16 protein-coding genes are annotated in these 13087 nt (G+C 60.8%); 10 read left to right on the plus strand and 6 right to left on the minus strand.

Translation table 11 applies throughout. The annotated features are described in order from the left end of the window. Both HDE72_RS15200 and mmsB read left to right on the plus strand, forming a co-directional pair. The gene (locus tag HDE72_RS15200) at positions 1–1128 is read left to right on the plus strand and encodes an enoyl-CoA hydratase/isomerase family protein (RefSeq protein WP_183742334.1); all 1128 of its coding nucleotides are present in this window, start codon (positions 1–3) and stop codon (positions 1126–1128) included. Between the two features lie 20 nt (positions 1129–1148). Beyond that, entirely contained in the window at positions 1149–2048 is a 900-nt protein-coding gene (mmsB, locus tag HDE72_RS15205) for a 3-hydroxyisobutyrate dehydrogenase (protein WP_183742336.1), read from the plus strand. A gap of 184 nt (positions 2049–2232) precedes the next feature. Here the strand turns inward: mmsB and HDE72_RS15210 are convergent, their stop codons facing one another. Both HDE72_RS15210 and HDE72_RS15215 read right to left on the minus strand, forming a co-directional pair. Then, positions 2233–2850: a hypothetical protein gene (locus tag HDE72_RS15210; protein ID WP_183742338.1), complete on the minus strand. Its 618-nt coding sequence runs from the start codon at positions 2848–2850 to the stop codon at positions 2233–2235. A gap of 37 nt (positions 2851–2887) precedes the next feature. Then, the gene (locus HDE72_RS15215) at positions 2888–3466 is read right to left on the minus strand and encodes a hypothetical protein (protein WP_183742340.1); all 579 of its coding nucleotides are present in this window, start codon (positions 3464–3466) and stop codon (positions 2888–2890) included. 257 nt (positions 3467–3723) lie between these two features. Between HDE72_RS15215 and HDE72_RS15220 the strand changes: the two genes are divergently transcribed. Both HDE72_RS15220 and hrcA read left to right on the plus strand, forming a co-directional pair. Next, the gene (locus HDE72_RS15220) at positions 3724–4449 is read left to right on the plus strand and encodes an HAD family hydrolase (protein WP_183742342.1); all 726 of its coding nucleotides are present in this window, start codon (positions 3724–3726) and stop codon (positions 4447–4449) included. A gap of 92 nt (positions 4450–4541) precedes the next feature. Next, on the plus strand, positions 4542–5552 hold the full coding sequence (gene hrcA / locus HDE72_RS15225; RefSeq protein ID WP_183742344.1) for a heat-inducible transcriptional repressor HrcA: 1011 nt from the start codon (positions 4542–4544) through the stop codon (positions 5550–5552). A gap of 51 nt (positions 5553–5603) precedes the next feature. On the opposite strand, the gene fur is transcribed toward hrcA, so the two are convergent. Beyond that, entirely contained in the window at positions 5604–6035 is a 432-nt protein-coding gene (gene fur / locus HDE72_RS15230) for a ferric iron uptake transcriptional regulator (RefSeq protein ID WP_183742346.1), read from the minus strand. Positions 6036–6251: 216 nt separating this feature from the next. Between fur and HDE72_RS15235 the strand changes: the two genes are divergently transcribed. Genes HDE72_RS15235 through HDE72_RS15255 form a run of 5 tightly spaced genes read left to right on the plus strand, consistent with a single transcriptional unit; the run spans position 6252 to position 9150 of the window. Continuing rightward, a complete protein-coding gene (locus HDE72_RS15235; RefSeq protein WP_260176714.1) occupies positions 6252–6872 on the plus strand; it encodes an outer membrane protein assembly factor BamE domain-containing protein in 621 nt (206 codons plus the stop codon). Between the two features lie 20 nt (positions 6873–6892). After that, positions 6893–7702 carry a 4-hydroxy-tetrahydrodipicolinate reductase gene (dapB, locus tag HDE72_RS15240; protein ID WP_183742350.1) on the plus strand — a complete coding sequence of 270 codons (810 nt, stop codon included), beginning with the start codon at positions 6893–6895 and terminating at the stop codon, positions 7700–7702. 11 nt (positions 7703–7713) lie between these two features. Beyond that, a complete protein-coding gene (locus HDE72_RS15245; RefSeq protein WP_183742352.1) occupies positions 7714–8382 on the plus strand; it encodes a MotA/TolQ/ExbB proton channel family protein in 669 nt (222 codons plus the stop codon). Then, positions 8379–8822 carry an ExbD/TolR family protein gene (locus tag HDE72_RS15250; protein WP_311735245.1) on the plus strand — a complete coding sequence of 148 codons (444 nt, stop codon included), beginning with the start codon at positions 8379–8381 and terminating at the stop codon, positions 8820–8822. Before HDE72_RS15245 ends, HDE72_RS15250 begins: the two co-directional genes overlap by 4 nt. 1 nt (position 8823) lies before the next feature. Next, the gene (locus HDE72_RS15255; RefSeq protein ID WP_183742354.1) at positions 8824–9150 is read left to right on the plus strand and encodes a barstar family protein; all 327 of its coding nucleotides are present in this window, start codon (positions 8824–8826) and stop codon (positions 9148–9150) included. 36 nt (positions 9151–9186) lie between these two features. Here HDE72_RS15255 and HDE72_RS15260 read toward each other — a convergent pair whose 3' ends face one another. Continuing rightward, positions 9187–10434 carry a CaiB/BaiF CoA transferase family protein gene (locus HDE72_RS15260; RefSeq protein WP_183742356.1) on the minus strand — a complete coding sequence of 416 codons (1248 nt, stop codon included), beginning with the start codon at positions 10432–10434 and terminating at the stop codon, positions 9187–9189. Beyond that, positions 10434–11612 carry an acyl-CoA dehydrogenase gene (locus HDE72_RS15265; RefSeq protein WP_183742358.1) on the minus strand — a complete coding sequence of 393 codons (1179 nt, stop codon included), beginning with the start codon at positions 11610–11612 and terminating at the stop codon, positions 10434–10436. The genes HDE72_RS15260 and HDE72_RS15265 overlap by 1 nt, the downstream gene beginning before the upstream one ends. A 160-nt stretch (positions 11613–11772) precedes the next feature. On the opposite strand from HDE72_RS15265, the gene HDE72_RS15270 reads away from it, so the two are divergent. Beyond that, the gene (locus tag HDE72_RS15270) at positions 11773–12669 is read left to right on the plus strand and encodes a LysR substrate-binding domain-containing protein (RefSeq protein WP_183742360.1); all 897 of its coding nucleotides are present in this window, start codon (positions 11773–11775) and stop codon (positions 12667–12669) included. Here the strand turns inward: HDE72_RS15270 and HDE72_RS15275 are convergent. Next, positions 12666–13031 (minus strand): VOC family protein, encoded by a 366-nt coding sequence (locus HDE72_RS15275; RefSeq protein WP_183742363.1) that lies wholly within the window; start codon positions 13029–13031, stop codon positions 12666–12668. The two genes, HDE72_RS15270 and HDE72_RS15275, sit on opposite strands and share 4 nt — an antisense overlap. Positions 13032–13087: the final 56 nt, after the last annotated feature.

Genomic DNA, 13087 nt, shown 5'->3' on the forward strand with positions numbered 1-13087 from the left:
ATGGTTGATACCCTACTCGATACCGTCAACGTCGAAGAACGCGCTTGTCCGGGCGGCATGAAGCTGGGCGTCATCACGCTCGATGCGCCGAAATCGCTGCACGCCCTGAGCCTGGACATGATACGCGCCATCGACGGTGCGCTGCTGCGCTGGGCCGGTGACGAGGCCATCGCCTGCGTGGTGCTGCAATCGTCCACCGACAAGGCCTTTTGCGCAGGCGGCGATGTGCGCAGCCTGCGCGCGGCCGTGGTGGAACAGCCCGGTGTCGTGCCGAACCCGCTGGCGCTGGCTTTCTTTGAGGAAGAATACCGGCTCGACCACCGCATCCATACCTATGCAAAACCGCTGCTGGTCTGGGGCGGCGGCATCGTCATGGGCGGCGGCCTGGGCTTGCTGGCAGGCGCCAGCCACCGCGTGGTGACGGAAAGCACGCGCATCGCCATGCCGGAAATTACCATCGGCCTGTTCCCCGACGTGGGCGGCAGCTGGTTCCTGGGCCGCATGCCGGGCCGCAGCGGCTTGTTCCTGGGCTTGACGGGCGCTCCCATGAACGCGGCCGACGCCTTGTTTGCAGGGCTCGGTGATTATTTCCTGCAACAGGAAGAGCGGGCCATGGTGCTCGAGGCGCTAACCCTGGCCCAGTGGCAAGCCACGCCGCAAGCGAATCACCAGCAGCTGGACCGTTTGCTGCGGGGCTTCTCGGCGCCAGCCTCCTTGCTGCCTGTGTCCGAAGTGCGCACCAACTTCGACGCCATTGCCGCGCTGACGCAAGCGCCGACCTTGCCCGAAGTGGTGGCGGCGATTGCCGCCTACGATGGCGATGTGGCCTGGCTGCAAAAGGCTGCCCATTCGCTGGCCAAGGGCGCGCCCACCTCGGCTGCGCTGGTGTGGGCCATGCGCGAGCGCACCCGTCATTTGAGCCTGGCGCAAGTGTTCCAGCTGGAACTGATCGTGGCCGTGCAATGCTGCGCCCACCCTGATTTCGCGGAAGGCGTGCGCGCCTTGCTGATCGACAAGGACAACGCGCCTCACTGGTTGCCTGCCAGCCTGGAAGCTATCAGCGCAACGTATCTGGACGACTATTTTGCCGCGCCGTGGACACAGCATCCGCTGGCCGACCTACATTAAAAGAATCGAGGAGACTTAATATGCAACATATCGCTTTTATCGGCTTGGGCAATATGGGCGCGCCGATGGCCCGCAACCTGGTGGCCGCCGGCTTCCATGTTTCCGTGTTCGACCTGGCGCCGGCCGCCGTGAGCTCGCTGGTCGAGGCGGGCGCCACCGCTGCTGCATCGGCCAGTGCGGCCGTGCAGACGGCCGACGCTGTCATCACCATGTTGCCAGCCAACAAGCACGTGCAAGAGCTGTATCTGGCCGAAGGCGGCGTGCTCGATAGCGCCAGGCCTGGTACTTTATTGATCGATTGCAGCACCATCGCTGCCGATGTGGCGCGCCAGGTGTCGGAAGCGGCTGCCAAGCGGGGTTTTGCCATGCTCGATGCGCCCGTGTCGGGTGGCACGGCGGGTGCGGCGGCCGGCACCCTGACGTTTATCGTCGGCGGACCGGAAGCAGCCTTGCAGCAGGCGCGGCCTTTGCTGGAAAAAATGGGCAAGAATATTTTCCACGCGGGCGAGGCCGGTGCAGGCCAGGTCGCGAAGATTTGCAACAACATGCTGCTGGGAATTTTGATGGCGGGCACGGCCGAAGCCTTGAACCTGGGCGTGGCGCATGGCCTGGACCCGAAAGTGTTGTCTGACATCATGGCCAAGAGTTCGGGCCGCAACTGGACCCTGGAAGTGTACAACCCCTGGCCTGGCGTGATGGATGGTACGCCCGCCTCGCGCAATTACAGCGGCGGCTTTGGCACGGCCTTGATGCTGAAAGACCTGGGACTGGCCCAGCAGTCGGCCCTGTCCGTCAGCGCCCCGACGCCGCTGGGCGGCCTGGTGCGCCAGCTGTATCAGATGCATGCCCAGTCCGGCCACGCGCAGCAAGATTTTTCCAGCATCGTGCAAATGCTCAAGTCTGATCTGAACAAGTCCTGATTATTTCAGGCAAAAAAAAGCCCGCTGGTGAAAGCGGGCTAAATCCAATTCTTGGAAGAGTTGGAGGAGACAGATGCATTATGTTGCATTGCCACATATAACTCCAATTTATCTTCCAAATATCAGTTATCTATATTGGTGATGTGGCGGGCAGCGACCATGCGCTGCCCGCCTGAGCGGCCTCTTATGCCGGGTTGCAGGCAATCTTGACGGAAGTGACTGCTGCCGCACCCATGATGCCCACGCCGGTCGACAAGCCGGTGCCTGGATCCGGCAATACGGAGCAGGACAGGCCGGGTGGGCTGGTGGTGACGCTGACGCCGAACGATGTACCATCGGGCACTGCGGTTGGCATGGTAAAGACCAGCGGATCGGCGCCTGGATTTTTCAAGATGGTCAGAGGGGTGCTATTGCTGCCGTTGGACAGTACCAGGCCATCGACGGTCAGGCCGGTAATCGTACCACCCACCGTGTAGACATTTTGCTGGCAGCTGACATTGGCCTGGATGCTGACGTAGTGGCCAGCCGTGTCCGAACCGCCAGAGACGCTGCAATTCATGTGCGCAGGCGGGGTTTGCACCAGGATGTTATAGGTTGCGCCGTAATCGATCTTGTTGGCAAAGGTGAAGGTGGTGGCGCCGGCAGGCACGCTGAGCGTATCGCTGCCGTTGGACAGCACCAGACCGCTATTGCTCAAGCCGGTAACCGTACCGCTGACGTCGTAGGTGGCTTTGCCACCGCAAGCGGCGAGGCCCACGGTAATGAGCAGCGCAATGTAAGGGCGCAGGCTGAATGACTTCATGTATTTCTCCAATTAAATAAGGATGCCAGTGCCAGGCTTAGTTCGGCGCGCAGCCAACGACGAGACTGGTGTTATTGCTTGAGCCCATGGTGCCCACTGGGTTGCTGATGGTGCAAGTCAGTCCCGGCGGATTGGTCAGCACGTTCACATTGTATGGGGCGCCATCGCCGACGGTGCTGCCAAAGACAAAGGTGGTGCTGCCGGCCAGCGGGCTGCTCTTGCCGGAGCCGTTGACCAGTACCAGGCCATCGGTGGTCAGGCCGGTGATGCTGCCGCCCAGGGTGTATTGGTTGGTGAGGCAACTGATGCTGGCCAGGCCTACGCTATAGGCCGATGCCTTGCCGCTGCCATCGATGACCGTGCAAACGGCGCCCGTAGGCTGCTGTTTGATGGTGATGTTATAGCTGTCATCGGTATTGAGCAGGGTCGTAAAGGTGAAGGAGGTGGCGCCCGATGTAATCGGCAGTGCTTCGCTGCCATTCTGGAGAATCAGTCCATCTTTTGCCAAGCCGCTGACAGCGCCGGTCAGATACAGATTGCCGCCGCCGCCGCCGCAGGCTGCCAGTGTGACGGCGCAAGCCGCCGCCAGCATCGAGCGCAGGTACAAGTTTTTCATACATTCTCCAAAACGAATTAAGTAGGGTAGCGCAACACGGACGCTGGCGCCGCATTGGAATGGCGCCTATTTTAGTCTATCTGGCAAGCTGATTGATCTCGCCTTGTATCTCCCTGTAACAATTTTTCGCGTCAAATCGTGTGTGGGCGCCGATTTCATCCCCATTTGTCGAGGACGCAGGCATGCCTTCGGCCCCGATCAATGCGACAATTACCATCAGCTGCGCAGTTGCGCGCGGCACTTTTGTGAATGATCCGATGTCTGTTACTAATAAGAAACCTATTGTGCCGCCCAAAGCCATCCTGTTCGACCTCGATGATACGCTGTGGCCCATCGCTCCCGTGATCGCGGCGGCGGAAGTGTTGCTGCATGATTGGTTGACTACCCACGCGCCCAGGGTGGCGCAGCAATTTTCCATCGAAAGCATGCGCCAGCAGCGGCTGGTTCTGCTGGAGGCACAACCGCATCTGCATGGTAATCTGATCGAGGTGCGGCGCGCTGGCTTGCGCTCGGCCTTCGCGGCGGCCGGTGAAGACCCGGCGCTGATCGATGCAGCGCTGCGGCATTTCATGGCTGCGCGCAACCAGGTCACGCCCTATGACGATGTGTTGCCTGGCCTGGCCTGGCTGCAACAGCGCTTGCTGGTCGGTTCCATCTCGAATGGCAATGCCGATCTTGACATTATCGGCCTGGCGCAGCATTTCAAGATATCGATCGCTGCCGCCGACTTTGGCGTGGCCAAGCCCGACGCGACGATCTTCCTGGCGGGCTGCGAAGCGCTGGGCGTGGCGCCGCACGAGGCGGTGTATGTGGGCGACGATCTGTATTTCGACGTGACCGGTGCGCAAAATGCAGGCATGCGCGCGGTCTGGATGAATCGCCGCGGCAGCGACGCCCACCTGGCTGCAGGCGTGCAGCCCGACGCGATTTGCGCCAACTTTGATGAATTGCTGCTCTGGCTACAGGGGCAACTGGAAGATTGATGACCGCAAGGCGGGCGAACGTGCATAATAGCTACTTCAGGGCCCGCCAGGCTGCCCTTGCGTACCAGAACATTGTTTAGATAAACAACACCATGCAACTCGATAATCGTGCCCAAACACTGCTGAAAGCCCTGGTCGAGCGATATATCGCCGACGGCCTGCCGGTCGGTTCGCGTGCCTTGTCGAAGATTTCTGGCCTGGACCTGTCGCCAGCAACCATCCGCAACATCATGGCGGATCTGGAAGAGCTCGGTTATGTGTCCAGCCCGCATACCTCGGCCGGCCGCATCCCCACGCCGCGCGGCTATCGCATCTTTGTCGACACCTTGCTGACCGTCAAGCACCTCGACGAGCATCTGGTGGAATCGCGTCTGCAGCTGCAGACGCCGCAAAAAACCATCGCCAATGCAGCCCAGATGCTGTCGTCGCTGTCGCAATTTGCCGGCGTGGTGCTCAGTCCTCGGCGTGAATCGGTGTTTCAGCAGATAGAATTCCTGCGCCTGTCCGAAAAACGCATCCTGCTCGTCATCGTCGGGCCGGGTGGCGATGTGCAAAACCGCTTGCTGTTGACGGAGGCTGACTATACGCCGGCGCAACTGGTGCAGTCAGCCAACTATATCAACCAGAATTATGGCGGCCTGTCCTTCGACATGGTGCGCGTGCGCCTGCAAAGCGAGTTGCGCCAGTTGCGTGACGACATGGGCTGCCTGATGCAGGCGGCCGTCGAGGCGGGCAGTGAAGTGATGGCCGACCATAGCGATGACATGGTGATCTCGGGCGAGCGCAATTTGCTCAGCGTGAGCGATCTGTCATCGAATATGCATTCGCTGCGCCAGATGTTTGATATGTTCGAGCAAAAGACGGGTTTGATGCAGTTGCTTGACGTATCGAGCAAGGCGACAGGCGTGCAGATTTTCATCGGTGGCGAATCGAATCTGGTGCCGATGGATGAAATGAGCGTGGTAACGGCGCCGTATGAAGTCAACGGCAAGATCGTGGGCACCTTGGGCGTGATCGGTCCGACGCGCATGGCGTATGAGCGGGTGATACCGATTGTCGATATCACGGCCAAGCTGTTATCGAACGCATTGAGCCATCACTGATCTGTATCAGCACTGCGCCAGCCGCCCCCTTGCAGGAACGGCCGGCATGCGTCAGGCTGCTTTATGCGGGCAAGCCGTCTTGATGCAGTTGCCGTAAATGGCCAAAGCGTGTTCGGCGATTTTGAAACCGCGCTCTTCGGCGACTTTTTGCTGGCGGATTTCGATGTCTTCGTCGAAGAATTCTTCGACGCGGCCACAGTCCAGGCAGACCAGGTGGTCGTGGTGGGAACCTTCGTTGAGCTCGAAAATTGCCTTGCCTGTTTCAAAATGGTTGCGGTTAAGCAAGCCAGCCTGTTCGAACTGCGTCAGGACACGGTAGACAGTTGCCAAGCCGACATCCATATTGTCGGCCAGCAGAATTTTGTAGACGTCTTCTGCTGTCAGGTGGCGTACCGGGCTACTCTGGAAGATATCGAGTATCTTCAGCCTTGGCAGGGTCGCTTTCAGGCCGCTTGCCTTGAGATCACTAGGATTGTTACTCATGTTTGTTGCTCGTATGTGGGTCAGGTGCTTTATCATATAGCGTTTTAGCGGGGAGTGCCAAAATATGCATTTTTTGGCGGGCCGGTCACTCCTGGCGTTTTGTTCATCAAATTGAGGTCATTTATGCGCGTAACACCGGCTGTATTGCCATCTCCCTGGCACCGTATTTCATTTCGAGCACCAGTCGTGGCAGGCATGGTCTGTGTTGCATTGACAATGTCTGGCTGTGCCAGCCGTGGCATTCTGGGCGAAAAGCCTGCTGTGACCCTCAAGGAAGGCAAGGAAGTCGTGCCCGACAGTGGCGCGCAAACAACCACCGTGACACCGTTGCAGAAATTCATGTGGTTTTTCTCGCCTTATCGCCCAATGATTCAACAGGGCAACTTTGTTTCTGAAGAAATGCTGGCGCAACTGAAGGTGGGCATGACGCGCGACCAGGTCCGCTTCATCCTCGGCACCTCCCTGTTGACCGATATTTTCCATGCGGACCGCTGGGATTATCCTTTCCGCCTGGCCAGAGGCAATGGCGAAACCACCAGCAGCCGCGTGGTCGTGTACTTTGACAAGGATGGCAAGGTAGCGCGCTTTGAAGGCGGCAATTTGCCGACCGAGAAAGAATATATTGACCGCATCGCTGGCCCGTCGCCATTCGCCAAGATCGCCAAGGTCGATGCGCCTGCCGCCGCCGTGCCATCGCCGGTGGCGCCTAGCGCCGTGCCGGTGCCGGCCGATGCTGCCCCAGCTATTCCAGTGAGCAAGCCTGAAGCCGTGCCTGCCCCAGCGCCGGTGCCGGAAGCCGCCCCTGCGCCTGCACCGGTTGCTGAACCCACCAAATAAGTAGCCGCAAGAGAAACAACATGACTCAACTGAAAATTGCAATCGCCGGCGCCAGTGGCCGCATGGGCCATATCCTGATCGAAGCGGTCGGCAATGCGCCCGACGCCGTGCTGGCTGGCGCCCTCGATATCGCCGCCTCGCCTGCCATCGGCCAGGATGCCGCCGCCTTTTTGGGCAAACCCGCTGGCGTGCTGATCGAATCGGAGCTGGCCAAGGGCCTGGCGAATGCCGACTACCTGATCGATTTCACGCGTCCGGAAGGCACTTTGCAGCATCTGGCTTATTGCGCCGAACACGGCGTCAAGATGATCATCGGCACCACCGGTTTCGATGCGGCAGGCAAGGCAGCGATAGCCGCCGCCGCCGAGAAAACCGCCATCATGTTCGCGCCGAACATGAGCGTGGGCGTGAACGTCACCCTGAAGCTGCTGGAACTGGCCGCAAAAAGCTTGTCTGAAGGCTACGATATTGAAATCGTCGAAGCCCATCACCGCCACAAGGTCGATGCGCCGTCGGGCACCGCCCTGCAAATGGGCGAAGTGGTGGCTGGCGCGCTGGGACGCGACCTGAAGCAATGCGCCGTCTACGGCCGCGAAGGCGTGACCGGCGAGCGCGATCCATCGACCATCGGCTTTGCCACCATCCGTGGCGGCGATATCGTGGGCGACCATACCGTGTTGTTTGCCGGCATAGGCGAGCGCATCGAGATCAGCCATAAATCGAGCAGCCGCGTTACCTACGCCCATGGCGCCCTGCGCGCCGCGCGCTTCCTGGCTGACAAGCCGACTGGCTTGTTCGACATGCAAGATGTGCTGGCGCTGAAAAGCTAGGATTAACGATCATGGCGCCAGGCACAGTGAATCACTTGAGCCTGGCGCAATACTGGAACCAGGGCGACGCTGCCAGTCACGCTGTTGCTTACGTGCTGCTGGCCATGTCCCTGCTGAGCTGGTATCTGATGCTGAGCAAGGGTGTGGCTGCCTGGCATGTACGGCGCGGCGCCCGCCGTCTGCCTGATTTTTGGGCAGCTCCCAGCTTTGACGATGGCCTGGCCGTGCTGGCGCTGGGCGATACCGAGCGAATTTATCTACCCTTGGCACAAGTCCAGGCCGGGCAAGGCAGAGCATCGCTGGACGCCACGCTGCCGCTTGCCGATCAATTGACGCGCTTGTTGCGCGATGCGATACAGCATGCCACCGTGCGCCTGGAATGGGGGTTGACCACCCTGGCGTCGATAGGCGCGACGGCGCCGTTTGTCGGTTTGCTGGGAACGGTCTGGGGCATTTACCATGCACTGGCTGCCGTGTCGCAAGGCGGTGCTGTGCGGGTCGAACAATTGGCGGGGCCGGTCGGTGTAGCCTTGATCATGACGGCGGCCGGCTTGCTGGTGGCGATTCCCGCTGTGCTCGCCTACAACGGCTTGAACCGGATCAACCGCCTGACCCTGGCCGAACTCGATGCTTTTGCGCATGATCTGCATGCGTATGCGCTCGTGCACCGGGAAACATGATGGCTTTCGGCGCCTTCCAGCAAGGTAGACACCAGAATGCCGCGATGGCGGACATCAATGTCACGCCCATGGTCGACGTGATGCTGGTCTTGCTGGTGATTTTTATCCTGGCCGCGCCCGTGTTTACGCAAGCGCTGCCGCTGGAATTGCCGCAAGTCAAGGTCAATGCTGCAGCGGCGCCTGGCGAAACAGTCACCGTGGCGCTCGATGCAGACGGGCGATTGTTCTGGAATAATCAGGCTGTGACTCCAACGATGCTGGAGGTCCGCCTGGCGCAGGCGGCGCAGCAAGCCACTCCGCCGCAGCTGCAATTGCGCATCGATAAGCATACCCCTTATGAGGCGGTGGCCCAGTTGATGGCCGCCGCCCAATCCCACGGGCTGCGACGGCTAGGATTTATCACCGATCCGGCGCCGCCCTATTTGATAGAAAAGAATTGATATGCCTACAGCTGTACTGAATGGAAAAGACATCACCGACGAAGCCAGCTTTCACGCGCAATGCGTGCAGGTCCTGGGTTTCCCCGAGTTCTATGGCAACAATATCGACGCCTGGGTCGATTGCCTCAGCTATCTGCGCGACGACGAAAACATGACGAAGTTTCGTCTGAAACCCAATGAAGTGCTGGAAATCGTGCTGCAGGATGCGGAAGCCATGAAGACGCAGCTGCCTGATTTGCTGGAAGAAATCACCTTTTGCGTGGCCGGCATCAATGAGCGCTATGAAGACTACGGCGAAAAGCCGGCGCTGAAACTGGTGCTGAAATAAAAAACGCGGAACAGTTTTACTGTTCCGCGTTTTGTCTTAAACGATCTTGCGTCCCCGCAAGCCGTCAATTTCATGAATATCCAGCCCCAGCCATTGTTGCAGTACCTCGTCCGTATGCTGGCCCAGCAGCGGTGGCGGCCGCTGGTATTGCACTGGTGACGCGGACAGGCGCACCGGGTTGGCCACCAGCGCCACCGTGCCCGCCGTCGGATGCGGCATTTCCACTTTCAAGCCGCGCGCGATCACTTGCGGGTCGGCAAACACCTGGTCGATGCGGTTGACGGGGCCGCAAGGCACGGCCGCCGCTTCAAACGCAGCGATCCATTCCGCCGTGGTGCGCATCACCGTGGTCTGGCGCAACAGCGGTATCAATATTGCCCGGTGCGCCACGCGCTGCGGATTGGTGGCGAAACGTTCGTCCAGCGCCCATTCCGGGTGGCCGGCGATGGCGCAAAAGCGCGAAAACTGGCCATCGTTGCCGATTGCCAAAATCATGTCGCCGTCGGCTGTCGGAAAATCCTGGTAAGGCACGATATTCGGGTGCGCATTGCCCATGCGTTGCGGCACCTTGCCGCCGCACAGGAAGTTGGCGGCCTGATTGCCCAGGGCCGCCACTTGCACGTCGAGCAAGGCCAGGTCGATATGCTGGCCCAGGCCCGAGCGTTCGCGTTCGGCCAGCGCTGCCTGCACGGCCACCGTGGCGTACAGACCCGTCATGATGTCGGTTTGCGCCACGCCGACTTTTTGCGGACCTGCGCCCGGCTCACCATCGGGCACGCCCGTGATGCTCATCAAGCCGCCCATGCCCTGGATCAAAAAGTCATAGCCGGCGCGCGCCGCGTACGGTCCATCCTGGCCGAAACCGGTGATCGAGCAATACACCAGGCGCGGGTTCAGCTCCAGCAAACTGGCTGCGTCCAGGCCATATTGCTTCAAGCCGCCCAGCTTGAAATTTTCCAGCAGCACATCGGCTTCTTGCGCCAGTTTGCGCACCAGCGCCTGGCCTTCGGGCGCAGCCAGGTCGATGCACAGCGAGCGCTTGTTGCGGTTGGCGCACTGGAAATAGGCGGCCTCGGCGGTGTCGCGGCCGTCTTCATCCTTCAGGTAGGGCGGACCCCAGGTGCGCGTATCGTCGCCGCGGCCCGGTTGCTCGACTTTCACGACATCGGCGCCCAGGTCGGCCAGCAATTGTCCGGCCCACGGTCCGGCCAGCACGCGCGACAGGTCCAGCACGCGCAAGCCGGTCAAGGGCGCGGGCCGCAGGGTGGAAGCGAGGCTGGTCATCAGTTGAAGGCGGCGATGCCGGTGATGGCGCGGCCGATGATCAGCGCGTGCACGTCGTGCGTGCCTTCATAGGTGTTGACCACTTCCAGGTTGACCAGGTGGCGGATCACGCCGAATTCGTCGGAGATGCCATTGCCGCCCATCATGTCGCGCGCCATGCGGGCAATATCGAGCGCCTTGCCGCAGCTATTGCGTTTCATGATGGAAGTGATTTCCACGGCGGCCGAGCCTTCATCCTTCATGCGGCCCAGGCGCAAGCAGCCTTGCAAGCCCATGGTGATTTCGGTCAGCATGTCGGCCAGTTTCTTTTGAATTAATTGATTGGCGGCCAGCGGGCGGCCGAATTGCTGGCGGTCCATGGTGTACTGGCGTGCCTTGACGTAGCAGTCTTCTGCCGCACCCAGTGCGCCCCAGGCGATGCCGTAGCGGGCGCTGTTCAGGCAAGTAAACGGGCCTTTCAAGCCGCGCACGTCGGGGAAGGCGTTTTCTTCAGGGCAAAATACTTCATCCATCACGATTTCGCCGGTAATGCTGGTACGCAAGCCGACCTTGCCGTGGATTTCAGGTGCGCTCAAGCCTTTCCAGCCTTTTTCCAGCACGAAGCCGCGGATCGCGCCTTCATCATCCTTGGCCCAGACCACGAACACGTCGGCGATCGGGCTGTTGGTGATCCACATCTTGGCGCCCGACAGGCTGTAGCCGCCCGGCACCTTGCGCGCACGCGTGACCATGCTGCCCGGATCGGAGCCGTGGTTGGGTTCCGTCAAGCCGAAACAGCCGATGAATTCGCCGGTCGCCAGCTTCGGCAGGTATTTCTGCTTTGTTTCTTCATTGCCGAAGGCATTGATGGGCACCATCACCAGGGACGATTGCACGCTCATCATCGAGCGGTAGCCCGAATCGACGCGTTCGACTTCGCGCGCGGCCAGGCCGTAGCAGACATAGTTCAGGCCGGCGCCGCCGTATTGTTCGGGTATCGTGGTGCCCAGCAAGCCCAGCGCGCCCATTTCGCGGAAGATGGCGGCGTCGGTGCGGCCGTGGCGGAACGATTCAAGCACGCGCGGGGCCAGGCTGCCCTGGCAATAGTCACGCGCAGCATCGTGCACGGCGCGCTCGTCGCTCGTCAGTTGTTCGTCCAGCAGCAGGGGGGAATTCCAGTCGAATACAGCTTTGCTCATCACAGGCCTCGCAGGTGAGCGCCGAGGAAGGCCGGCGCAAGATTGAATGTGGCTCATGGTAGATTTTCATCGTGCCCGAGGCAAACGATTTTTTTGCACCCAGACATGCGTGTGACGCATATCTTGCGGCATACTGGCGTTTTCTTTTGCCATCACCGCCATGTCGCGCAAAATTCCCATGCTGCAAGCCTTGCATTGTTTCGAGGCCGCCGCCCGCCACCAGAGCTATACCCATGCGGCGCGCGAACTGTCGCTGACGCAAAGCGCCGTCTCGCGCCAGATTTCATCGCTGGAAAGTTTTTTGGGCGTGCAATTGTTCCAGCGCACGCGCCACGGCGTGCTGCTCACGCCGGCGGGCGCCAGCTATGCGCGTCAGATCGCCGCCCGCCTCGACGGACTGGAGCGCGATACCCTGGACACCATGGCGCGCCAGGGCGGCGGTGGCGCCTTGCAGCTGGCGTCGGTGCCGACCTTTGCCACCCGCTGGCTGATGCCGCGCCTGCCCGGCCTGGCCGCGCAGCAGCCCGACATCATCGTGCATATCGATGCCTATACGAAACCGTTCATGTTTGCCGATACGGAATACGATGCGGCCCTGTATGCGGGCACGCCCGAGCAACTGGCGCGCTGGCCCGGCACGCGCGCCACCTTGCTGATGCATGAAGATATCGTGCCGGTGGCCAGCCCTCGCTTGCTGGCGCAGCGCAGCAGCTGGCAGCCGCAGGACTTGCTGGAACTGACCTTGTTGCAGCAAAGCACGCGGCCCGGCGCCTGGCGCCAGTGGTTTGACGCGATGCAAGTCGATGGCGCGCTGGCCCGCTACGGCGCCCGTTATGAATTGTTTTCCATGCTGTCGATGGCCGCCGCGCAAGGCCAGGGTGTGGCCTTGCTGCCACGCATGCTGGTGGAAACGGAGCTGGCGCGCGGCGAGTTGCTGATCGTCTGCGACCGTCCGCTGCGCGGCAAGCGCGCCTATTATTTGATCACGCCGGAAGCGGCACATGAAAAGCTGGCCTTGCAGCAATTTCGCCTGTGGCTGCAAGGCGAGGCTGCTTAAATGACTTTGGACGTATCGAAATGCGGGTTGTCGATCAGGCCGATCTGGTTGCCGAACGGGTCGAGCAACTCTACCGTGCGGATGCCGTCGCCCACATCCGTGAGCGGGTGGTGCAGGGTAGCGCCCAGGCCCACCAGTCGTTCGACTTCGACCTCGATGCCTTCCACGCCCCAGTAAGTCACGCTGCCCTGGGTGCCAGGTGTGCCGCCCGGCAGCAGGCCCAGCTCGAAACCGGCGATGGCAAAGCCCACGTAAAACGGCTGGTCGAAATACGGCTGTTTGTTAAAGGCCTGGCTGTACCAGGCTTTGCCCTGCTCCAGATCGGGGACGGGATAGGTGACGGTGCGCAAGCCCTTGATCATGTTCTGCTCCTGTGTGTGTGAATGACGCCATCATGCCACCGGTGCGTGGGGGATGA

It is taken from the genome of Janthinobacterium saanense (assembly GCF_014200675.1).
In the GTDB taxonomy this organism is placed as follows: domain Bacteria; phylum Pseudomonadota; class Gammaproteobacteria; order Burkholderiales; family Burkholderiaceae_D; genus Janthinobacterium.